Raw genomic sequence first — 22,611 nt, forward strand, 5'->3', positions numbered from 1 at the left:
CGTGCATTCAGCGATTTTCGGCCCCGCTTTTTGTACAATCAGGGCCCGACTGGCTGAGGCATGGCATGAAACAGAACAAACCGAGCGCGCAAACCGCCACCATTCGTGAAATCGCCCGGCGTGCCGAGGTCTCGATTGCCTCGGTAAGCCGGGCACTCAATGGCAAGCCAGGGATCAGCGACGCGCTGCGCGACAAAATCCTCACCATCAGCCGCGAAGTGGCCTATCAGCCCAGCGCGGCGGCGCGGCAGCTCATCAGCGGCAAAGCCGCCGTCGTAGGAATCTCCCTTGGGCGGCAAGATATCGAGCTGCGCCCTTACTATATTCTGCTCTACCAGCACCTGACCGTCGCGCTGCACCAGCAGGGCATGGTGCCGATCTTTTTCCACCACGACCAAACCCATGAGCTGCCCGAACGGGCGGGCGCGGCGATTTTGCTAGGGGAAACGGGTGAAGACGAGCGCCCAGGCGTGCTGCGCGCGGCGGACATACCGTTTGTACGCATTGGCAATGCGGGGGAAGGCTTTTCGGTGGCTCCGGACGATGTCTCCGGGCTATACCAGATCACTCAGCATCTGATTCAACAAGGGCGAACGCGGATTGCCTTTGTGGGCGGAGAGTTGGACGTACCGCGCCCCCACAGCCGCCTTTCCGGTTACCAGCAAGCGATGGCAGAGGCAGCGCTTAGCGAGCAGCTACTCAGCCTGCCCTATCGGTTTACGTCCGACTCGCTCACTAGCTACCGCTACCTTAACCGTATTCTCAACTACGACGATCCACTACCGTTCGATGCGCTGGTCTGCGCTACCGACGAGCTGGCGCTCGGCTGTGTCGCCGCGCTGGAAGATCGCGATATTCGTGTGCCCGAAGACGTGGCCGTTACCGGCTTTGACGACCTGCCTACCTTAGCTACAGGCTTAACCACCGTGCGCCAGGATATTGCGGCCATTGCGGCGATGAGTGTCGAGCTGTTGAGCGAAGCGCTGGCGGGAAAAGCGCCCCGGCACGTGTCGCTGCCGGTGGCGCTTGTGTTGCGAGAAACGAGCTAAGAAGACCCCGATTTACTATTACGCTTGTCCATACTGCGTTGAAATTAACCTCAAAATGCTCATTTACTATCTGTAAACTCCGCTTTTTCGGTTAATTTCGCCTTGTCTGGCCTGCGCTCATAACGTAAATCATGGCCTTCTAACGCCCCGGCAGCTGCTCCGGCCCAAAGGCATCGGGCAGCAGGCTGTCCATGGTGTAGGTTTTTAGCACCTCACCCTGCTTGGAGAGCACCATGATTTGCGTGCTGGGGGTGGCGAACTCGCGAATGCGCTGGCGGCAGTCGCCGCAGGGCGTGCAGAGATGCTCGCCAGGGCCCATGACGTATACCTTGGCAAGCTCGCGCTGGCCAGCGGTAATCATGGCGGAAATGGCCGAGGCTTCGGCGCATAGCCCTTTGTAGTGGGCCACTTCCACGTTACTACCGGCAAACTGCTGACCATCCGGGCACTCCATGACCGCTGCAACCGGGTGGTTGGAGTAGGGCGCGTAGGCGTTGCCCAGGGTGGTCAACAGCGTGTCTACCAGGGCCTGATCCGCTTGGCTCATGGCGTTATCCTCTCAGTGGGCGCTTGATTCCAAGCGGTTAAGCGCTGGCAGCGTCGTCGCGTAGAACGGTGTCGAGCGCAATCACCATCATGTCGTTGAAGGTGGTTTGACGGTCGGCGCTGGAGAGCGAGTCGCCTTTCAGAATGTGGTCAGACACGGTGCAGATGGTCAGTGCGCGGGCACCGAACTCAGCTGCCACGCCGTACAGGCCAGCGGCTTCCATCTCGACGCCGAGGATGCCGTAGCGCTTCATCAGCTCGGCCATATCGGTTTGCGGGTTGTAGAACAGGTCCGCCGAGAAGATGTTGCCGACTTTCACGGCGACGTTCTGCGCTTTGGCGGCCGCCACGGCGTGGCTGGCCAGCTCGAAGTCGGCAATGGCGGCCAGGTCGTGGTCATTGAAGCGCATGCGGTTCACTTTGGAGTCGGTGCTGGCACCCAGCCCGATCACCACGTCGCGCACGTTGACATCGTCACGTACCGCGCCGCAGGAGCCCACGCGAATGATCGACTTCACGCCGTAATCGGTAATCAGCTCTTTGGCGTAAATGGAGACGGAGGGGATGCCCATACCGTGGCCCATTACGGAAATCTCGCGGCCTTTGTAGGTGCCGGTGTAGCCGAACATGCTGCGCACGTCGTTTACTTGGCGCACGTTCTCCAGGTAGGTATCTGCGATGTACTTGGCGCGCAGCGGGTCGCCGGGCATCAGTACAGTATCGGCGAAATCGCCCTTCTCGGCATTGATATGTGGGGTAGCCATGGAACACTCCTCTCTAAAAAATGTTTGGCCTGAATAACCCAATCAGTGGCATTCAGGCCGTGCACATCAGCGTGCTAATGGGGTTGTCGGCTTTTATGCCGCGTTCGGTAAAAAGCTCTCGCCATCGGCCATGGCGTCGACGGCAAAGAAATCCGCCAGGGTTTGGCCAATGTCGGCAAAGGTGCCGCGCTCGCCCAGCGGGCCGGGGGCGAAGCCTGCGCCGCGCACCATGATCGGCACGTATTCGCGGGTGTGCTCGGTGCCTTCCCAACTAGGGTCGCAGCCGTGGTCGGCGGTGAGCAGCAGCAGGTCGTCGTCGTTAAGGGCGGCAAGCAGCTCCGGCAGGCGGGCATCGAAGTGCTCCAGCGCAGCGGCGTAGCCCGGAACGTCCCGGCGGTGGCCATAGACCGAATCGAAATCGACGAAGTTGGTCATGATCATGGTCGGGCGGTCACTGGTTTCGTTGGCGGTGCGCGCCACTTCCGCCAGGGTGGCCTCCATCAGCGCGTCGTGGCCGCTGGCTTTGACCTTGTGGGTAATGCCGCAGTGGGCGTAGATGTCGGCGATCTTGCCAATCGACACCACTTCACCGCCGGCTTCAGCCAGCTTTTGCAGCACGGTGGGGGTCGGCGGCTCAACGCTGTAGTCGCGGCGATTGCCGGTGCGGGCAAAGCTTTCGCGGTCGTCGCCGATAAACGGGCGGGCGATGACGCGGCCAATGTTGTAGGGCTCCAGCAGCTCGCGCACGGTTTCGCACAGGGCATAGAGACGCTCTAGGCCAAAGTGCTCTTCGTGGGCGGCAATCTGGAACACGGAGTCTGCGGAGGTATACACAATCGGCTTGCCGGTGGCGATATGCTCTTCGCCCAGGCAGGCAATGATTTCGGTGCCCGAGGCGTGGCAGTTGCCGATTACGCCGGGCAGGTCGGCTTCTTGAACGATGCTATCCAGCAGCGCTTGGGGAAAACTGTTGGTTTTGTCGAGAAAGTAGCCCCAGTCAAAGCGCACCGGCACACCGGCAATTTCCCAGTGGCCGGACGGGGTGTCTTTCCCGCTGGAGATCTCTTTGGCGTGGGCGTAAGCGCCGTTCAACTGCTCGGGCAGGCTGACGCCTTCCGCCACGCTACCGGTGGCATCCCGGTGGGCGTGGAACAGGCCGAGCGCGGCCATATTGGGGAGCTTCAGCGGACCGGAGCGCTCGGCGGTATCGGCCTCGCCGCGCGCGCAGGCGGCGGCGATGTGGCCCAGGGTGTCAGCCCCCTGGTCACCGAATTTGTCGGCGTCCGGCGCGCTACCGATTCCAAAAGAGTCGAGTACTAAAACAATGGCACGGCGCATTAGGCTTCTCCTCGGAAGGTCTCTTGCAGCAGTGTGTCGGCGGTGGCTTCAGCGTCACCGATGGTGACCGCCGCACGTAGCTGGGCGGCGGCGAGGGCGGCGGCCTCTTCGGTGCGGGCGTGAACGATGGCCAGCGGGCGCTGGCTATCCACGCTGTCGCCGATTTCGACGATATCGCTAAACCCGACGCTGTGGTCGACGCTGGCGTCGTTACGCAGGCGACCGCCGCCCAGTTCCACCACGCTCATACCTACGGCGCGGGTATCGAAGCGCTGCACGATGCCGCTCTGTTCGGGGTACACCGCTTGAATCACCGGGGCGGTGGCCAGGTAGCTGTCCGAGCGCTCCATAAAGTCGGCGGGGCCGCCTAGTTCGCGCACCATGCGGGCGAAGACTTCCGCCGCCGCGCCAGAGGTGAGCGCTTTATCGAGCTTGGTGAGGGCTTCTTCGCGGTTAGCCACCAGCTTGCCCGCAATCAACATCTCAACGGCGAGTTCGCGGGTGACTTGCATCACGCGGCTGTTGGCGCGCTCGCCGCGCAGTAGCGCCAGGGTTTCGACGATCTCTACCGCGTTACCGGCACAGGGGGCCAGCGGTTGGCTCATATCGGTGAGCAGCGCAGTGGTGGGCGTGCCCGCTTGAGTGGCTACGTTGGCGATACTTTTCGCTAGCTCGCGGGATTTTTCCGGGGTGGGCATAAATGCGCCGCTGCCCACTTTAACGTCCATCACCAGGGCATCCAGGCCAGAGGCCAGCTTCTTGCCCAAAATAGACGCGGTGATCAGCGGAATAGATTCCACGGTGGCGGTCACGTCGCGCACGCCGTAGATGCGCTTATCCGCCGGGGCGAGGTTGCCGGTTTGGCCGATAATCGCCACACCGGTGGATTTTACGACATCGCTGAAGCGCTCGGGCGCGGGGTAGGGGTCGTAGCCGGGGATTGATTCCAGCTTGTCCAGCGTGCCGCCGGTGTGGCCCAGGCCACGGCCAGAAATCATCGGCACGAACGCGCCGCAGGCAGCGACCCAGGGGCCGAGCACCAGCGATACCAGATCGCCCACGCCGCCGGTGGAGTGCTTGTCCACAATCGGGCCGGGCAGGTTGAGGGAATCCCACTGCATGACGTGGCCAGAATCGCGCGTCGCGGTGGTCAATGCCACGACTTCTTCGCGGCTCATGCCGTTTAAAAACACCGACATGGTGAAGGCGCCAATCTGCGCGTCGCTGATGCGGTCGTCGGCGATGCCCTGTACGAAGGCTTTGATCTCTTCAGCGGGAAGCGGCTGGCCGTCGCGCTTCAGGCGAATCAGTTCTTGGGGGAGCAGGGCGTGGTGAGATGCGTTTGACGACATTTAGTAGCCTCCATTGGTCGCGGCATCGGCATTGCCGTTTAGCGTGTTCAGTAGGTTCGTCAGTAGGCTGGATGCACCGAACCGGAAGTACTCGGGCGTCACCCACTGCGGGCCCATGATGTCGGCAGCCAGCGCCAGGTACTGGGCCGCTTCTTCGGCGGTGCGAACGCCACCAGCGGCTTTGAAACCGACATTTTTACCGCTGGCTTTGATGGCTTTTAGCATGATCTCGGCGGCTTCCAGGGTAGCGTTGACCGGTACTTTACCGGTGGAAGTTTTGATAAAGTCCGCGCCACCTTCGATGGCCAGCTCGCTAGCGCGTTGGATAAGCGCAGGCTCTTTGAGTTCGCCAGATTCGATGATGACTTTTAGCTGGGCTTGTCCGCCGCAGGCGGCTTTACACATTTCTACCAGCTCGCGGCCGGTCTCTTCATCGCCTGCCATCAGCGCACGGTAAGGAAACACCACGTCGACTTCGTGAGCGCCAGACGCCACGGCTTCGCGGGTTTCACGGGCAGCGCCCATGATATCGTCGCCGCCGTGGGGGAAGTTGGTGACCGTGGCGATCTTGACTTGGCTCTCCAGCTTGTGGGCGCTGAGCGCGCGGGCAGCGGTGACGATGAACTGCGGATAAACGCACACCGCCGCCGGGTTGCCGAACGGCGTCTTCACCTGCTGGCACAGCGCTTCGATCACGCTGTCGGTGTCGCTGTCGTTCAGGCTGGTCAAATCCATCAGCGTCAACGCTTGGCGAGCGGCTTGGGTGAGTTGGGCTTGAGTGAGCTGGGGGAAGGCAGTCGCGTTCATGAAATTCTCGCAAATCGATAAAAGACAAAACGGGCACTGCGAAAACATAGCAGCGCCCGTTGAATGGTGTGGTGCTCGCTGCGTTAAGCCGTCAGGTTGCCAAGCGCAATAAAGAAGCCAGCAATGGATGCCGACATCAAGTTAGAGAGCGTACCGGCCAATACGGCTTTCACACCGAAGCGGGCAATCTCTTTGCGGCGCGTGGGCGCAATGCTACCCAGGCCGCCCAGCAGAATCGCAATGGACGACAGGTTGGCAAAGCCACATAGCGCAAAGGAGAGAATCGCCATGGTGTGCGGGGTCATCATCTGACCCGTTGCCGCCACCACCTGTTCCCCATCGATATAGGGGGCCAGGTTGATGTAGGCCACGAACTCGTTGACCACCAGCTTCTGGCCGATAAATGAACCCGCCAGGGTTGCCTCTTCCCAGGGCACGCCGAGCAGGAACGCCAGCGGCGCAAACAGCCAGCCGAGAATCAGCTCGAGGCTCAGCGATTCAAAGCCGAACCAGCCGCCAACGCCGCCTAAAATGCCGTTGATCAGCGCGATCAAGCCGATGAACGCCAGCAGCATGGCACCCACGTTGGCCGCCAGCATCAGGCCGGAGGTCGCGCCGGACGCCGCGGCATCCAGTACGTTGGTAGGCTTGTCGTCCTGCTCTTTCAGCTCTTCATCGACCTTGGAAACGCTGTCGCTATCTTCCACGTTCTGGGTTTCCGGCATGATCAGCTTGGCGAACAGCAGGCCGCCAGGCGCCGCCATGAACGAGGCCGCCACCAGATACTCCATGGGAATGCCCAGCGCTGCGTAGCCTGCTAGAACGGAACCGGCTACCGAGGCTAAGCCACCACACATCACCGCAAATAGCTGCGAAGGCGTCATGCGAGCAATAAACGGACGCACCACCAGCGGTGCTTCGGTTTGGCCGACAAAGATGTTCGCAGTCGCAGAGAGCGATTCGGTGCGCGAGGTGCCCAGTGCTTTTTGCAGTGCGCCGCCCAGAATCCGAATGACCCACTGCATGATGCCTAGGTAGTAGAGCACGGCAATCAGCGACGAGAAGAAGATGATGACCGGCAGTACTTTGATAGCAAAGACAAAGCCGACGTTTTCCACATCGGCTAGGCCGCCAAACAGGAAGCCGATACCGTCGTTAGCAAACACCAGTACCTGGCTAACACCGGCAGAAATGGTTTGCAGCACCGCCTGGCCGAACGGCACGTAGAGCACGAATGCACCGATACCGGCCTGGATAGCAAAAGCACCCAGTACGGTGCGCAGCCGAATCGACTTGCGGTCATAAGAGAAGATTAGGGCGATGGCCACCAGGGTGACCATACCAACCAAGCTCATGATGAGGGTCATGGGAGTACCTTCGGATCGTGAGGTGTGGGAGCGATTACAGCAAGTTCAACTTAACTGAGTAGATCATCGCATTTTGGTAAGCGTCCGGGGTACCCAGTTTATTCTCTGAGTAGCGGTACTGCACGCCCGTGGTGATCAGATCAGACGGGTGCCACCACAGGCTCAGTGCGCCGTTGGTACCTACGCTGCCTGCTTTATCGCCCACGTAGTTCTGGGTCAGGTACTCGTCATCACGGCCGAAGGTCTGCTCGTGCCAGTTGGTCACGCTGAAGTTTTGGTTCAGAGCGGTGAAGTCGTAGCCCGCGACCCAGCCAGCCATAAAGCCGTTCATGCCAGTGTAGCTATTGCTCTGTACCCGCGCGGCGCCGATGAACGGTTTGAACCATAGGCCGTTATCGAACGTGGTGCGGTAGCCAAGACCCAGAATTTGGTCTTGCTCGCGAAGTTCATAGCCGTAGTCGCGGAAATCGTACAGGTGGGCGTACAGCGAAAGTGGGCTGTCACCCAGGTAGATGTGCGAGGTCACTTGGCCGGAGGTACGGAAGTTGTCTTTACCGCCACTGGCTTGGTCGAACTGATCGTTAGTGGGGTTCTCGAAATCGAAGAAGCCGTAAAATTCGCCCCAGCTAAAGCCAACGCCGCCTTCGATTTCAACATACGTAAAGTCGCTTTTCGCTGCGTTGCTAGCAGTGCGCGCTTCGGTGCCGTTCGACCAGTCGAGATAGTTGACTGAGACGTTGGCAAACGACCAAAGGCGGTCAAGGGTGTGCGGCTCGGCATCGTCGGCAAACGCTGGAGTTGCCAAGGCAGCACTTGTCAGTAAAACGCCAGCGCCAAGCGTGACGAACGAAGAAGAACGAGAGTGGGATAAAGCAGTCATGGAAGCCTCAACAGGGTTATAATACGGTACCAGAGCAACTGGCGTACCGACGTTGTGGGTCGTGTAGGCTGGCGTAATGTTAAAATTATAACATTGAGTGTTATTTTTTTAACGTTGATTTGCAAGCATTGTCACATCAACGCTGTTTAAATGTGATAAGCGCATCATGGCGGAGTCTAACGCTGTGTCGCAGTGGAAATCAGTAAGGGGCTGACGCAGCATAGGTAGCCCAGTTGGGTCTAACATCGATAACAACATGCATCATAAGGAGATGCCTGCTATGAATGACCGGAGCGCACAGCGCATGGCGATGTTGCAAGAAGCGTTGGCTAGCGGGGGAACACTGCATCTTCGCGATGCCGCCGAGCTGTGCGGAGTCTCCGAAATGACCATTCGTCGGGATCTTTCAACGCAACCTTCAGCCATTAGCCTGCTGGGTGGGCGGCTAGTGATGGCAAGCTGCCCCGGCGTGACGCCGGTATACGACCTTACTGAGCAGCAATCGAGCCACTATCAGGTCAAACAGCGCCTTTGCCAACGGGCCGCCAGCTTTATAGAAGAGGGCGACACGCTGTTTATCGACTGCGGCTCTACGCTGATTCCGCTGCTCAGCCAGCTAAGCCGTTTTCATGAATTAACGGTGGTCACCTATGCCCTTAACGTTGCCAACGCCGTGGCAGCGCTGCCCAATGTGCGCCTAGTGCTGCTGGGCGGGCTGTTCTACGCTTCCTCCCAATCATTTGGCAGCGACGGCATGGGCGCGGCCATCGAGCGTTTGGGCATCAATAAAGCGCTGATTTCCGCTGCTGGGGTGGATTGCGAGCGAGGCGTGAGCTGCTTCCATTTTCATGAAGTTGGGCCTAAACAGGCGGCGATTGCCACCGCGATGCAGCGGCTTTTGATTGTCGATGCCAGTAAGTTCGGCGTGGTGCGTCCTGCCTATTTTGCCTCGCTGGAGGATTTCGATATCGTCGTCACCGACGACGAGCGTGCCCCGGGCTTGTTAGAGCGCCACCCGCTGTCCACGCTGAGCATCTCGCTCGCCTAACAACAGCCACTCCTCAGCCACTACTCCCCAGTGCCCTGTGCCCAAACGGGTGCGCAGGGTGCGGCATAGCGTCTCTTTCTGATTGACCGAGATCAATAGAAAATACTTTCGTCTTAGTTGATGCACGCAAGGTGCACGGCCAAGGCTCGCCACTAACCCCATAAGGTGGCGCATATTTTTCCCGGAGCAACGCAGTTGCGCTCACTGTTCTGGGAAAAGTATGGGGTGATAGTTAGCTTGCTACTTAGCTGGCTATTTAGTCGGCTAGATAGTGGGCTGTTTTAGACAACTCTCTGATGAGATCACACCATGCAACTACCTACCCACTGGCGCAGGCGAGGCACTTTTGTGCTCGCCGTATTGTGCTTGCTGTTAACGGGCTGCAGTTCTGCATTGCTGGATCCCAAGGGGCAGATTGGCGTTGAGCAGCGCTCGCTGATTCTGACCTCCTTTGGGCTGATGCTGATTGTGGTCATTCCGGTGATTGTGATGACGCTGCTGTTTGGCTGGCGCTATCGGCGCAGCAATCGCGTTGCCAAGTATCTGCCGGACTGGGCGCACTCCAATGCCATCGAAGCGGCCGTTTGGACCGTTCCCTGCTTGATCATTGCCGTTCTGGCGTTCCTCACCTTTAAAACCTCCCACAGCCTGGACCCCCACAAGCCGCTTGAGAGCGACGTGGCGCCCATGGAGATCCAAGCCGTGGCGCTGGATTGGAAGTGGCTGTTCATCTATCCCGAACAGGGCATTGCTAGCGTCAATGAACTGGCGTTCCCGGTAGATACCCCAGTGCGCTTCCGAGTGAGTTCTGGCTCGGTAATGAACGCGTTCTTCATTCCACGTTTAGGCAGCCAGATTTACGCCATGGCGGGCATGGATAACGACGTTCACCTGATTGCCGACGAAGAGGGCGTCTACCCCGGCCGTTCCACCAACTACAGCGGCGCTGGCTTCTCTGGGATGACCTTCGATGCCCACGTCACCTCTCCGGCGGAATTCGATGCCTGGGTGGAAAACGTGCGCGCAGCCGATGACACCCTTACCTTCCCTGAAGGCTACAACGCCCTGGCAGAGCCGAGTGAATACCACCCGGTGGAGTACTTCTCGGCGGTCACGCCCGAGCTGTATGAGTCGGTTGTCAGCAGCTTCCACGGTGGTGACGGCAGCGGGCACGGCGGTCATGCAAGCCACGGTGATGCCATCAGCGATGCCCACGAAAGTCACGGTGAATCCAGCGAGCTAGAGAGCGCCAGCGCTTCTCAACAGCAGGCCGCGATCGGCCACGTTACCAATCAGCATGCAGGTGATGACCACGCCATGGGCGGCCATCCCACAAGCGTTGAAGCGGGGGGTTAAGCATGTTTGGAAAACTCACGTTAGAAGCAATTCCGTATCACGAACCGATCATTATGGTCGTTGCTGCCTTTATGGCGATCGGGGGTGCCGCGCTACTTGGCGCATTGACGTATTACCGTAAGTGGGGCTGGCTGTGGAACGAGTGGTTTACCTCCGTTGACCACAAAAAGCTCGGCATTATGTACTTTGTGGTGGCCTTGGTGATGCTGCTTCGCGGCTTTGCCGATGCGATTATGATGCGTACCCAGTTGGCCATGGCGGCCGGTGGGGCTGCTGGTTATCTCCCTCCTGAACACTACGATCAGATCTTTACCGCCCACGGCGTAATCATGATCTTCTTCGTTGCGATGCCCATGGTCATCGGCCTGATGAACCTGGTGGTGCCGCTGCAAATCGGCGCCCGCGACGTTGCTTTCCCGTTTTTGAATAACCTGAGTTTCTGGCTGTTCGCTGTCTCGGCGATTTTGGTCAATATTTCCCTCGTGGTAGGGGAGTTCGCCAAAACCGGCTGGCTCGCTTATGCGCCTTTATCGGGGATAGAGTTTAGCCCTGGGGTGGGGGTCGATTACTGGATATGGGCACTGCAAATATCCGGGATAGGCACCACGCTCACCGGCATTAATTTCTTCGTTACCATTCTGAAAATGCGCACCAAAGGCATGACCCTGTTTCGCATGCCGATTTTTACCTGGACGTCGCTGTGCGCCAACGTCCTGATTATTGCCTCGTTCCCGATTCTGACTGCGACCATCGCGCTGCTAACCCTTGACCGCTACTTCGGCATGCACTTCTTCACCAATGACTTTGGCGGCAACATGATGATGTACGTCAACCTCATTTGGGCCTGGGGTCACCCGGAAGTGTACATTCTGATTCTGCCGGCCTTTGGCGTGTTCTCTGAAGTCATCGCCACCTTCGCCCGCAAGCGCCTGTTTGGTTACAAAACCATGGTCTGGGCCACGGTGGCCATTACGCTGCTGTCGTTCATCGTCTGGTTGCACCACTTCTTCACCATGGGTGCAGGGGCCAACGTCAATGCCTTCTTCGGCATCATGACGATGATCATTGCCATCCCCACCGGGGTGAAGGTGTTCAACTGGCTGTTTACCATCTTCCGCGGCAGCCTGGAGCTGACCTCGCCAGTGCTATGGACCCTGGGGTTCATCATCACCTTTACTCTAGGCGGTATGACCGGCGTGATGCTGGCGCTGCCAGCAGCCAACTTCGTCCTGCACAACAGCCTGTTCGTCATTGCCCACTTCCACAACGTGATCATTGGCGGCGTGGTGTTCGGCATGATGGCGGGCCTGACCTACTGGTTCCCGAAAGCGTTCGGCTTCACGCTGAGCGAGAAGTGGGGCAAGCGCTCGTTCTGGTGCTGGTTCATTGGCTTTTACGTCGCGTTCATGCCGCTCTATGTCTTGAGCTTCTTCGGTGCCGTGCGCCGTATGCAGTCCTACGCCAATCCTGAGTGGCAACCTTGGATGATTCTGGCCTGGGTAGGTGCCGTGATCATCATGATGGGGATTGCCTGCACCATCATTCAGTTCTGGGTCAGTATCCGCGACCGCAAGCTGAATGCAGATCTAACCGGCGACCCCTGGGATGGCCGCACGCTGGAGTGGTCGACCTCTTCTCCTGCGCCGTTCTACAACTTTGCTCGCCTGCCGGAAGTCGGTGACATCGACAGCTTCTGGTCGCAAAAGCAGCGGGGTAACGAGCAGTTGGACGAAGCGCCCTACACCGATATTCACATGCCGCGTAACACCGTGGCGGGGCCGGTCATCAGCTTCTTCGCGCTGATTCTAGGCTTTGCGCTGGTGTGGCATATCTGGTGGCTGGCAGCCGTGGGTGCATTGGGCGTCGTCGTCAGTTTCATCGCCCGTGTATTCAACGAAGATATCGACTACTACGTGCCCGCCGCCGAAGTGGCGCGCATCGAGCGCGCGCATGAAAAGCGCAAAACGTCTGCGCCGAGCAGCGCAGCGTCTGACCGTGAACAGACCAACTATGTGGAGGCACGCGCGTAATGGCCACCGATACCCTACATCATGGCGCCGCGTCCGAGCCCCATGAGCACCACGACGCGACCGGCACGAAAGTATTTGGCTTCTGGGTCTACTTGATGAGTGACCTGGTGATCTTCGGGTCACTGTTCGCTACCTACGCCGTGCTGATGAAAGGCACGGCCGCCGGGCCAACGGCGGCAGATATTTTCGAGCTGCCCTTTGTGCTGGTGGAAACCTTTCTGCTGCTGTTCAGTAGTTTCACCTTTGGCATGGGCGTACTGGCGATGAATGCCGAGCGCGTCGGCCAAGTAAAAGCGTGGCTGGCGATCACCTTCTTGCTCGGTGCCGCGTTCGTCGGTATGGAAGTGTACGAGTTTCAGCACTTGATTCATCAGGGCTACGGCCCTGATCAGAGCGCGTTTCTCTCGTCCTTCTTTACCTTGGTCGGCACCCACGGCCTCCACGTGACCGTTGGTTTGGTGTGGATTCTAGTGATGCTGGTGCAGCTTTCGACCATGGGCATCACCCCGATGACACGTCCGCGGATTCTGTGCCTGAGCCTGTTCTGGCACTTCCTGGACATCGTGTGGATCTGCGTGTTCTCGTTCGTTTATCTGATGGGAGTGCTGTGACATGAGTCATTCATCATCTTCAACGTCTTCCCACGGCAGCGTTAAATCGTATGTGACGGGGCTTCTGCTATCTTTAGTGCTAACCGTGATTCCGTTCGCGGTCGTTATGAGCGGTGCGTTGAGCACCGCCACGACGGTGGTGGTCATCGCTATAACAGCCGTGCTGCAGATTTTGGTCCAGCTGGTCATGTTTATGCATATGAATACCAAAGCCGACGAAGGCTGGAACGTGATGTCCTTCGTTTTCACACTGACGATACTCGTCCTGGTGGTAGGGGGCTCGTTATGGATCATGCAGCATCTGCATCTCAACATGATGATCGGCTAAACGTGGCACCGAGCCGCTGGCGAGACCTGCTGGCGCTCACCAAGCCGGGCATCATTGGCGGTAACTTGATCGCCACGCTGGGGGGCTATTTTCTAGCCGCCCACGGCACCTTCGATGTCGTCACCTTTGCCTCGGTGATGATGGGCATTGCCCTGGTGATTGCTTCGGGCTGCGCCTGTAACAACGTCATCGACCGGGATATTGATGCACTGATGGCGCGTACGCGCCATCGCCCTCTGGCCAAGGGGCGCATCTCAATCACCCAGGCGCTGGGCATTTCAGCGCTGTTGGGGGTAGCCGGTGTGGTCTGCTTGGCGCTGGGTACCAACGGCTTAACGGTGGCGCTAGCGGTAATCGGCTGGGGCGTCTACGTGGGGGTGTATAGCCTCTATATGAAGCGCCATTCCGAGTACGGCACGCTGGTGGGCAGCCTCTCCGGTGCGATGCCGCCGGTAGTGGGCTACTGCGCGGTCACGGGGCAGTTCGACAGCGGCGCGTTCATGCTGCTGGTGATTTTCTGCCTGTGGCAGATGCCGCACTCCTATGCCATTGCGATTTTCCGCTATGCGGATTATCAGCGGGCATCAATTCCGGTGCTGCCGGTGGTGCACGGGATCAAAATGGCCAAGCATCACATCCTGGGCTATATCGTGGCGTTCATTCCCGCCTCGCTGGCGCTGGTCCTGGCCAGCCAGGCAGGGATGGGGTATCTGTGTGTGGCGCTGGTCATGGGCGGCTACTGGCTCTACCTCGCACTGCGCGGTTATCGGTTAGATGACGATGTTCGTTGGGCCAGGAAAGTGTTTGGGGTCTCTATTCTGACGATCACCGCGATGAGTTTGGTGATGGTGCTGGAAGCCATGGTGCCCATGTGGGTGTAATGCCTAACAACGATTGAACCTGACGCAAAACTTGAAACGCCCCGAACAGTGAACTGTTCGGGGCGTTCTTTTTAGCGCGGCTTTCAGCGGATACGTATACAGGGCTCGGCGAGTGCCTAGCTTTCCCGCTGGCTGGCCTGGATTGCGGTGAGGGCGATGGTGTAGACGATGTCATCCACCAGGGCACCGCGGGACAGGTCGTTCACCGGTTTGTTCAAACCTTGCAGCATCGGGCCCACGCTGACTACCCGGGCGCTACGCTGAACGGCCTTGTAGGTCGTGTTGCCGGTGTTGAGGTCGGGGAACACGAACACGGTGGCCTTGCCCGCCACGGGGGAGTCGGGGGCTTTCTGCTTGCCCACGCTCTCGATAGCGGCGGCGTCGTACTGCAGCGGGCCGTCGATAGCCAGGTGCGGCGCGCGCTCCTTGGCGATGCGGGTCGCTTCGCGGACTTTATCCACGTCGGCGCCGGTGCCGGAGTCGCCGGTGGAGTAGCTGATCATCGCCACCCGGGGCTCGATACCGAAGGCCTCGGCAGAGCGCGCGCTCTGCAGGGCGATTTCCGCCAGGGTTTCGGCATCCGGGTCCGGGTTCACCGCGCAGTCGCCGTACACCACCACCTGCTCGGGCAGCAGCATGAAGAAGATCGACGACACCTGGTTGTACTCCGGGGCCGTCTTGATCAGCTGAAACGCCGGGCGAACCGTGTTGGCGGTGGTGTGTACCGCGCCCGACACCAGGCCGTCCACCTCATCCAGCTGTAGCATCATGGTACCCAGCACCACGTTATCCTGAAGCTGTGCTTCAGCGGTTAGCTCGTTCAGTTTGCCGCGACGACGCTCCACCATCGGGCCGATGTAGCGGGCGCGGGTGCTTTCCGGGTCAATAATGGTCAGCGCATCGGGCAGCGTGAGGCCACGGTGGTGGGCCACGCTTTCGATGTCCTCCCGTTTGCCCAACAGCACGCAGTTGGCAATGCCACGGCGCTGGCAGATGATTGCCGCCTCGATGGTGCGCGGCTCGTCGCCTTCCGGCAGCACGATGCGCTTTTTGGCCTGCTGGGCCAGCTTCACCAACTGATGGCGGAACGCCGACGGCGACAGGCGGCGGGGGTAGCCACGGCTCAGTTTGGCTTTCAGCCACTCCAGGTCCATGTGTGCCGCCACGTAGCGTGCCACCTGCTCGGCGCGCTCGAAGTCGTCCATGGGAATTTCGCTGCTGAGCTGGCTGAGGTTCTGGGCCGTGGTCAGGCTGTCGGTTTCTACCGCCAGCACCGGCAAGCCGGTTTTCAGCGCTGGGCGGCACATCTCGATCATGCCCTCGTTGGGCAAGAAACCGTTGGTGAGCAAAACGCCCGCCAGCTGGGTGCCGTTCATGGTGGCCAGCGCGGAGGCCAGCACCACATCGTCACGGTCGCCGGAGGCCACGACCAAGCTGCCCGGGGTGAAGATATGCAGCGCATTGGCCGCACTTCGGGCGCACAGGCTGGTAGATAGCACGCGGCGGCTGGCGGCTTCGCCTTCGTTGAGCATCTTGGCATTCAGCGCCCGGGCCACGTCCAGCGTGCGCGGGGCACTCAGAGTTTTGCTGTAAGGCACTACGCCAATCAGGTGGAAGCGGTCGGTGGCTAGCGCCGGGGAGTAGCGTCGCAGTTCGTTGAGTACCGGCTCTTCCAACTGCGGTTTGATGGTGCCCGGCGCGGCCGAAAGGTCATCCTCCTGACCGTAGGGCAGGTTTTTCATGCGCATCAGAATGCCGCCCAAGGTGCGGCTGGAGCTGACGCCGCCAAAGCTTCGAGCGTGCATATCCAGCTCTTCCGCCAGCGTCTGGGGCTCGTTGAGATCCCCGGAGCCCACCAGAATGATCCGCGCGTTCAGCGCATGAGCGAGCTGCACATTGGTTTGAGTGGCGTAGGTGGTGTGCTGGGTCGGCACGACGCCTTCCACCACGATCAGATCCAGCGCGCTGCCGTCTCGGTAGGCCTGCTGCACCACCTGCTCGTAGAGCTCGATGACGTTTTCCATCAGCTCGTCGGTTTGGTCGTCGCGCAGCAGCCGCTCCAGGCGTGCCTGGGAAATAGGCGAGGGCGGGCGCTGGTTCAGCGTCCGCGAGACCAGCGCCGTCGAGCGGTCAAGGCCCGGGCCGTTCAGCTCGTTCTGCATGAACGGCTTCAGAAAGCCGGCTTTCAAGCCGATGGTGTCGAGCGCTTGAATCAAACCAAGGCAAGCAGACGTTAGGCCAGCACCGACGCTGGTGGGTACCAATAGAATGGCTTGCGGTTGCTCGGGGGAGCTATTCATTCAGGGGTCTCCACGCAGTGGCGGGTTTCCATGGCAATGCGGCCCTCTTCATCGGTGGGGATCACCCACACTTCAGGGCCGTTATGGCTCGCGGTGTCCAATTTGCCTTCCTTGCCGCGAATGGTCGCTTCGTTGGCGGCTTCGTCCATGCTGAAACCGAAGTGGGGCAGCAGCGCCAGCACTTCACGACGTACGATAGGCGAGTTTTCGCCAATACCGCCAGTGAAGATCACGCCGTCTAACTTAGGTAATGCACAAGACAGCGCCGCCAGGGATTTGGCAATGCGGTAACAGAAGACGTCCAGCGCCAACTTGGCGCCAGGGTGCCCGGCCATGGCTTGGTCTTCTACTTCGCGCATATCGTTGGTCAGGCCGGAAAGCCCCAGCAGGCCGCTCTGCTTGTTCAGTACGTTATCGATTTCATCTAGCGACCAACCTAACTGGCGGTGCAGATGCGCATGCAGGCCGGGGTCGACGTCACCGCTGCGAGTGCCCATCACCAGGCCTTCCAGCGGGGTAAGGCCCATGCTGGTATCCAGGCTCTGGTTGTTCCACACGGCGCTGGTGGAGCAGCCGTTGCCCAAGTGGGCGGTCAGCCAGCCGCCTGCGCCACGGCTGCTCAGCTCGCCAGCGCGCTGGCTAACAAAGGCGTGGCTGGTACCGTGGAAACCGTAGCGGCGAATGCCGTGCTCGGTATACAGCGCTTCCGGCAGTGCATAGCGATAGGCGCGGGGCGGCAGCGTCTGGTGGAACGCCGTATCGAACACGGCCACCTGAGGCAGGTCCGGAAACACCTTACGAGTCGCGGCAATGCCCGCTAGGTTGGTGGGGTTATGCAGCGGTGCTAAGGCAGCGGTGGTCTCGATGGCCTCGATCACACTGTCATCGATCAGCGCTGCTTGGGTGAAGTGCTCGCCACCATGAACGATGCGGTGGCCCACGGCCCCCGGTACGCGACCTTCCAAACGCTGAAGAATGGCGTTCAAGGCGTCGGCGTGGTCAGCATTCGGCAGCGGTTGGGTAAAGCTTTCACCGGCGCTGTCTTTACCTTTCAAGCGGGCGTCGCTGCTGCCTAAGCGCTCCGCTAGCCCGGCCAAGCGTGGTGCCTGCGGGTCCGCATCGATCAAAGCGTATTTAATAGAAGAAGAGCCACAGTTAATGACCAGCACCGGTGCGTTCATAACCACCTTTGTAACGTAATGAGGAAGTTAAGGGAATAGACTTTAGTTTAACATGCTGCGACGCGGAAAATCAGCGAAGAATTTTGTTAGCCTTCTATGTAAAATGTCGGCATCCTGTTCCTTATATAACCAATCGTGAGCCGTTTTGTTCCTATGTCCTCAATTTCAAGCCCCACACTGCTACCCCGACATCTCGCTATTCTGCTGATGATGACGGTGGCGACGATGTTCGCTGCTAACCACGTCTCAGCTCGGCTGGCGTTTGATAATGGCACAGGATTGCTCTTAGCGGTGTTGATGCGCTCAGGCGTGGCTTGCTTGATTCTGCTTTCCTTGGTGATTCTTCAGAAAAAACGCCTTTGGCTGCCTCCGGGAGCGTGGCGCTGGCAGCTCGCGGTGGGGCTTCTTATTACGCTGCAAAGTGTCAGCTTATATTCCGCCGTGGCGCGCTTGCCGGTGGTGATTGCGCTGCTGCTAGTGAATACCTTTCCTATTCAACTGGCGCTGATTAGTTGGGCGCTGGGCGGCCCTCGGCCATCGCTGCGCAGTTGCTTGATTATGGGCACCATTCTGATTGGCCTGTTGGTGGTGCTGGATATTCCTAGCTGGGTGGCCAACGCCGATGCCATGGGGCCGGAGTGGCTGGCAGGCATTGGCTTTGGTCTGTTTGCCGCGTTCGCGTTTGCCTGTGCGCTGTGGGTGACCGAGCATCGCTTGGCCGGGGTAGGCAGCACGCTGCGCAGCCTGCTGACTATGCAAACCGTGTTTATCGCCATGATTATTGGTGGGTTTTTAGGGGCGGTGCCGGGCGGTATGAGCCTGCCGGATAACAGTACTGGCTGGATAGGGTTAACGCTACTGGCGCTGCTGTACGGTAGTGGATTCTCGATTCTGTTTATTTTCGTGCCCCGGCTAGATATGGCCCGCAACGCTCCAGTGATGAACTTCGAGCCGGTGGCGTCGCTGTTGATAGCCTATCTGGTACTGGGCCAAATGCTCAGCCCTAGCCAACTCGTGGGCGGCGCGGTGGTGGTTGGGGGCATCGTCGTACTGAGCCTTTCCAAAGGGCGTTAGAAAACGTCATCAACAGCGCAAGAAAAAAGGAAACTCGATGCAAGTGCCAGTAGGTGAATTGCGTTCTTCATGGGCCTAGGCCACACTTCGAAAGCGTAAGGAAACACTGTTTTTTTAACTGAGGTGATCCCCATGAAGATGACCGTACTATCACTGACCTCTGCAGCGCTTCTGTTAGGTGCAGGTGCGTTTGCGGCATCCGCCCAAGCCCAAGAATCTTTCCAATACCCACAAGGATACGTGGGTGGCGATGCCATGTTTTGGAGCCTCAACCCTGACCGTGGCGACTCCCGTGACGATGTCGGCCTACGCCTGCGCGGTGGTGCCCAATTCAACGATTATTTCGCCCTCGAGGGCCACCTAGGCACCGGCGGTTCGGATCGCGGCGCCGATCTAGACCATCTGGCGGGTGCGTATGCTAAAGGCATCCTCCCGGTAGCGCCCAACTTCCGTCTTTACGGTTTAGCGGGTTTCTCCGAGGTCGAGATCAGCGATAATCGCGAAAGTGGTCTCTCTTACGGCGCGGGTGCCGAGATGGATATTGCTAACAACGTCTCGATTGGTGCCGACTACATGCGCTACCTGGACGAGTCCGCCTACGATTTCGATGCGGCGAGCGTAGGCCTTCGCTACCGCTTCTAACACGGCAAGCGTTTAGCGCTTATTCATCAAGGGAATAGGACCCCGCTGACCGAGCACAGACTCGGCAGCGGGGTTTTTTTACGATTATTGTTAGCGTGCTAATAAATTTGTTAGACTAAGGTATTCCATCTAACGCTACCCCGAGTGCACGTGACCGCTTGGGGGCCAGTGAACGAGTAATACCCATGACCCCTGATCAACGATTTACCCGCTGGGTGAAAATAGCCCTGGCGGCGTTTGTAGTGCTGTTCGTCTATTTCTTACTCGCCGATAGCTTTATGCCCATGACTCCGGAAGCGCGCGCGATGCGGCCCGTGACGCGTATTGCGCCGGAGCTCAGCGCGCCGGTGAAAGACGTGGTGGTGCGGGACCATCAGCGGGTGAACGCGGGCGATGTGCTGTTTCAGCTAGATACGACGCCGTTCGAGCTGGCACGCCAGCAGGCTGCGCTGAATCGCGAGCAGGCCGAGCAGGAGAACGCTCGGCTAACCGCCGAATTGGCGGCGGCGCGAGCCTCGCTGGCATCAGCTCAAGCCACGTTCGAAGAGCGCAGCGGTGAGCGCCACCGCGCTGAGGCGTTGTTAGGGCGGCAGGGCATCTCCCGCCAGCAGTACGAGCAGCAAGTGGCCGCCGAGCATACGGCCCAAGCTGCCGTGACGTTTGCCCGCGCGCAAATCGATAGCCTAGAAGTGCAGCTAGGTGAAGAGGGCGACGCCAACCTGCGGCTGCGCCAGGCCGACAATGCGCTCGCCCAAGCCGAGTTAAACGTGGCCCGTGCCACGGTAAGAGCGCGGGAGGCGGGCGAAGTCACCAACCTGCAGCTACAGCCGGGGGATTACGTACAGGCCGGCCAGCCCGCCGTGGCGCTGGTGGCCAGCCGTGTCGACGTCGTGGCCGATTTTCGCGAGAAAAGCTTGCGCCACGTGAAGGAAGGCGACGAAGCAACGGTGGTGTTCGATGCGCTGCCGGGACGACTGTTGGCAGGCCACGTGAGCGCGTTCGATGCCGGTGTGCGGGAAGGGCAGCAAGTGGCCGACGGGCAGCTGGTGGACATTCCGACCTCCGACCGCTGGGTGCGCGATGCCCAGCGGGTGCGTATTCACATCACGCTGGACGAGCCTTTGGACGAGCTTCCGCCCAGCGGCGCGCGGGCCACGGTGCAGCTAGTGCCCGGCGAGCACGCGCTGGCCAAGCCGTTTGCCTGGCTGCAGGCTCGGCTCGTGAGCTGGCTTCATTATGTCTACTAAATCGCCTACTCAATCAAGTGCGCGTACGGGAACATCCGCTACGCGCTCAGTGCCCGCTTCCTCGGCGCTCAGTCAGAATGGGTTTAGCCAGAACGGACTTAGCCAAAACGGACTGCGCCAGTGCCTGCGGGTCGCGGGCGGCGGCACCTTGGGGTTCATCATCAGCCAATTGATGGGCTGGAATTACGGCGTCTTCTTTACCGTATTCCCGATGTTCTTGCTGGGGTTGGTGCCGGTGCTGAATGGCTCGATCATTCGCCAGTTTCTCTCCAACGTGAGCCTCAACGTGCTGGAGGTGAGCCTGGTGGTCGGGCTGTTAAAACACATGCCCGTGGTGATGACGCTGGTAGTGCTGGGGCTGTTTTTGCTGCGTTTCAACTTAATGGCCAAAGGCCCGCTGTTTCTGTTTGGTGCCAACGGAGTATTGACGCTCAGCATACTGCTGCACTTTGCCAGCTACCCCAGTGTGGATTTGAGCGACCTGTTGGCCAGCAACCTCATGGCCAGTGTGCTGGCGGTGTTCATCGCCATGCTAATGTACACCCTGTTCCCCGATAGGGAACCCCGCCAACCGCCACCCAGAGGCAGCAAATCGACGGCGCAAATCCGCCATGAAACCCTGATTGGCGGCATCACCGCCACGCTTTCGTTCGTAGTGTTTCAGGTGCTCGATCTGCGCGGGTCGCTCTCGGCGCAAATGGCCACCATCTTGATTCTGTTTACGCTGGGCTACTTTGGCGCGCAGGTGTCGGCGGCCAAGCGCGCGGTGGGCACGCTCTTGGGCTGTAACCTCGCGCTGGTGATGCAGCTGGCGCTCTACACCCAAAGCCACCACTTTGTGCTGGTGATTCTGCTTTATTGGCTGGGTTTGATGCTGTTTGCGCGGGAGCACATCTTGGAAGGCGGCGGTTCCGGCATCGGGTTTGGCGGGCTCACCACCATGGGCATTCTGTTCGGCCAGTCGTTGGGGCCACAGCAGGACTTGGTCTACAGCGCGCTGTATCGCTTTTCGTCCATGAGCATAGCGCTGATCGGCACGCTATCGGTGATGATTTGTCTGCACTATCTGCTCAACCGCTGGGAACCTACTCGCCTGCTCGAAAAGTAGTTGAGGTGATTTTTAACGACGGACTACGCTGAAAAGAGCCGCCGGGAAAGCTAAAGAAGCCGCAGGTAAGGCCACCGGCAGCAGCAAAGCCGCAGTCAAAGGCAAAGCCCAGCAAGCCAAAGGCGAACTGCAAAAAGGTAAAGGCGATGCCAAGGAAGGGGCCAAGAAGAACAAGAAGAAAAAGTGATGCTTGTTGCGCAAAAGGGACAACCGGAGCCCATGGCTCCGGTTGGGGTGTCACAGGGCTACACCTCCTGGTACAGCTCGCTGCCTTCCCGGCGGAACTTCTCCGCCTGCTCCTGCATTCCGCGTTTCACCGCTTCGGCATCGCCTTCAGCGGCGTTTTCCGGGGTGCGGTCGCGGTAGGTGTCGCGCACTTCCTGGCTGATCTTCATGGAGCAGAACTTCGGCCCGCACATGGAGCAGAAATGCGCCACCTTGGCGGAATCCTTCGGCAGGGTTTCATCGTGGTACTCCCGCGCGGTATCCGGGTCTAGGCCCAGGTTGAACTGGTCTTCCCAGCGGAACTCGAAGCGCGCTTTAGAGAGCGCGTTATCACGGCGCTGCGCCGCCGGATGGCCCTTGGCCAAATCCGCCGCGTGGGCGGCAATCTTGTAGGTGATGATGCCGGTTTTTACGTCATCTTTATTGGGCAGGCCCAAGTGCTCTTTCGGCGTCACGTAGCAGAGCATGGCGCAGCCA

General features: G+C 59.5%; 22 protein-coding genes. 11 read left to right on the top strand and 11 right to left on the bottom strand.

What is annotated here, in order from left to right:
• Positions 1-65 precede the first annotated feature (65 nt).
• Positions 66-1,049 carry a LacI family DNA-binding transcriptional regulator gene (locus AC13CN_RS12625; RefSeq protein WP_172515545.1) on the top strand — a complete coding sequence of 328 codons (984 nt, stop codon included), beginning with the start codon at positions 66-68 and terminating at the stop codon, positions 1,047-1,049.
• Positions 1,050-1,188: 139 nt separating this feature from the next.
• Here the strand turns inward: AC13CN_RS12625 and cdd are convergent, their stop codons facing one another.
• The 7 genes from cdd to AC13CN_RS12660 all read right to left on the bottom strand — a co-directional run bounded on the left by cdd (position 1,189) and on the right by AC13CN_RS12660 (position 8,103).
• On the bottom strand, positions 1,189-1,596 hold the full coding sequence (cdd, locus tag AC13CN_RS12630) for a cytidine deaminase (protein WP_044629006.1): 408 nt from the start codon (positions 1,594-1,596) through the stop codon (positions 1,189-1,191).
• 37 nt (positions 1,597-1,633) lie between these two features.
• A complete protein-coding gene (gene deoD / locus AC13CN_RS12635; RefSeq protein ID WP_253557125.1) occupies positions 1,634-2,359 on the bottom strand; it encodes a purine-nucleoside phosphorylase in 726 nt (241 codons plus the stop codon).
• Positions 2,360-2,452: 93 nt separating this feature from the next.
• Positions 2,453-3,697, bottom strand: coding sequence for a phosphopentomutase (locus AC13CN_RS12640; RefSeq protein WP_253557124.1), 1,245 nt, complete (start codon positions 3,695-3,697; stop codon positions 2,453-2,455).
• The gene (deoA, locus tag AC13CN_RS12645) at positions 3,697-5,049 is read right to left on the bottom strand and encodes a thymidine phosphorylase (protein WP_253557123.1); all 1,353 of its coding nucleotides are present in this window, start codon (positions 5,047-5,049) and stop codon (positions 3,697-3,699) included. Before deoA ends, AC13CN_RS12640 begins: the two co-directional genes overlap by 1 nt.
• The gene (gene deoC, locus AC13CN_RS12650; RefSeq protein WP_089675337.1) at positions 5,050-5,856 is read right to left on the bottom strand and encodes a deoxyribose-phosphate aldolase; all 807 of its coding nucleotides are present in this window, start codon (positions 5,854-5,856) and stop codon (positions 5,050-5,052) included.
• Between the two features lie 83 nt (positions 5,857-5,939).
• Positions 5,940-7,223 carry a NupC/NupG family nucleoside CNT transporter gene (locus tag AC13CN_RS12655; RefSeq protein WP_089675338.1) on the bottom strand — a complete coding sequence of 428 codons (1,284 nt, stop codon included), beginning with the start codon at positions 7,221-7,223 and terminating at the stop codon, positions 5,940-5,942.
• A gap of 34 nt (positions 7,224-7,257) precedes the next feature.
• The gene (locus AC13CN_RS12660; RefSeq protein ID WP_044629012.1) at positions 7,258-8,103 is read right to left on the bottom strand and encodes an outer membrane protein OmpK; all 846 of its coding nucleotides are present in this window, start codon (positions 8,101-8,103) and stop codon (positions 7,258-7,260) included.
• A gap of 280 nt (positions 8,104-8,383) precedes the next feature.
• Between AC13CN_RS12660 and AC13CN_RS12665 the strand changes: the two genes are divergently transcribed.
• From AC13CN_RS12665 to cyoE, 6 genes are all read left to right on the top strand, one after another.
• Entirely contained in the window at positions 8,384-9,151 is a 768-nt protein-coding gene (locus AC13CN_RS12665; protein WP_062361389.1) for a DeoR/GlpR family DNA-binding transcription regulator, read from the top strand.
• Positions 9,152-9,460: 309 nt separating this feature from the next.
• A complete protein-coding gene (cyoA, locus tag AC13CN_RS12670) occupies positions 9,461-10,507 on the top strand; it encodes a ubiquinol oxidase subunit II (RefSeq protein ID WP_288102434.1) in 1,047 nt (348 codons plus the stop codon).
• A gap of 2 nt (positions 10,508-10,509) precedes the next feature.
• Positions 10,510-12,537 carry a cytochrome o ubiquinol oxidase subunit I gene (gene cyoB / locus AC13CN_RS12675; protein WP_062374783.1) on the top strand — a complete coding sequence of 676 codons (2,028 nt, stop codon included), beginning with the start codon at positions 10,510-10,512 and terminating at the stop codon, positions 12,535-12,537.
• Positions 12,537-13,148, top strand: coding sequence for a cytochrome o ubiquinol oxidase subunit III (gene cyoC, locus AC13CN_RS12680; protein ID WP_058575962.1), 612 nt, complete (start codon positions 12,537-12,539; stop codon positions 13,146-13,148). Before cyoB ends, cyoC begins: the two co-directional genes overlap by 1 nt.
• Position 13,149: 1 nt before the next feature.
• Positions 13,150-13,476, top strand: a complete 327-nt coding sequence (gene cyoD, locus AC13CN_RS12685) for a cytochrome o ubiquinol oxidase subunit IV (protein WP_044629017.1) — start codon at positions 13,150-13,152, stop codon at positions 13,474-13,476.
• Positions 13,434-14,357, top strand: coding sequence for a heme o synthase (gene cyoE / locus AC13CN_RS12690; RefSeq protein WP_483053189.1), 924 nt, complete (start codon positions 13,434-13,436; stop codon positions 14,355-14,357). Before cyoD ends, cyoE begins: the two co-directional genes overlap by 43 nt.
• 116 nt (positions 14,358-14,473) lie before the next feature.
• Here the strand turns inward: cyoE and pta are convergent, their stop codons facing one another.
• Together pta and AC13CN_RS12700 are read right to left on the bottom strand one after the other, a co-directional pair.
• The gene (gene pta / locus AC13CN_RS12695; protein ID WP_483053190.1) at positions 14,474-16,657 is read right to left on the bottom strand and encodes a phosphate acetyltransferase; all 2,184 of its coding nucleotides are present in this window, start codon (positions 16,655-16,657) and stop codon (positions 14,474-14,476) included.
• Positions 16,654-17,838: an acetate/propionate family kinase gene (locus tag AC13CN_RS12700; protein ID WP_074210922.1), complete on the bottom strand. Its 1,185-nt coding sequence runs from the start codon at positions 17,836-17,838 to the stop codon at positions 16,654-16,656. Before AC13CN_RS12700 ends, pta begins: the two co-directional genes overlap by 4 nt.
• 153 nt (positions 17,839-17,991) lie before the next feature.
• On the opposite strand from AC13CN_RS12700, the gene AC13CN_RS12705 reads away from it, so the two are divergent.
• From AC13CN_RS12705 to AC13CN_RS12720, 4 genes are all read left to right on the top strand, one after another.
• Positions 17,992-18,912 carry an EamA family transporter gene (locus AC13CN_RS12705; RefSeq protein ID WP_483053191.1) on the top strand — a complete coding sequence of 307 codons (921 nt, stop codon included), beginning with the start codon at positions 17,992-17,994 and terminating at the stop codon, positions 18,910-18,912.
• A gap of 132 nt (positions 18,913-19,044) precedes the next feature.
• Positions 19,045-19,554: a porin family protein gene (locus AC13CN_RS12710; RefSeq protein WP_058575966.1), complete on the top strand. Its 510-nt coding sequence runs from the start codon at positions 19,045-19,047 to the stop codon at positions 19,552-19,554.
• A 185-nt stretch (positions 19,555-19,739) separates the two neighbouring features.
• Entirely contained in the window at positions 19,740-20,801 is a 1,062-nt protein-coding gene (locus AC13CN_RS12715; RefSeq protein ID WP_062374792.1) for an HlyD family secretion protein, read from the top strand.
• Positions 20,791-21,909 (top strand): DUF2955 domain-containing protein, encoded by a 1,119-nt coding sequence (locus tag AC13CN_RS12720; protein ID WP_084812770.1) that lies wholly within the window; start codon positions 20,791-20,793, stop codon positions 21,907-21,909. The genes AC13CN_RS12715 and AC13CN_RS12720 overlap by 11 nt, the downstream gene beginning before the upstream one ends.
• Here the strand turns inward: AC13CN_RS12720 and AC13CN_RS12725 are convergent.
• Together AC13CN_RS12725 and AC13CN_RS12730 are read right to left on the bottom strand one after the other, a co-directional pair.
• Positions 21,887-22,150, bottom strand: a complete 264-nt coding sequence (locus AC13CN_RS12725) for a hypothetical protein (protein ID WP_062374793.1) — start codon at positions 22,148-22,150, stop codon at positions 21,887-21,889. The genes AC13CN_RS12720 and AC13CN_RS12725 overlap by 23 nt on opposite strands.
• Positions 22,151-22,154: 4 nt before the next feature.
• Positions 22,155-22,611 (bottom strand): phosphomethylpyrimidine synthase ThiC (locus AC13CN_RS12730; protein ID WP_483053192.1); only part of this gene is annotated, 457 nt, incomplete at its 5' end.

The sequence above is a fragment of the Vreelandella sp. L-25 genome, assembly GCF_056857535.1.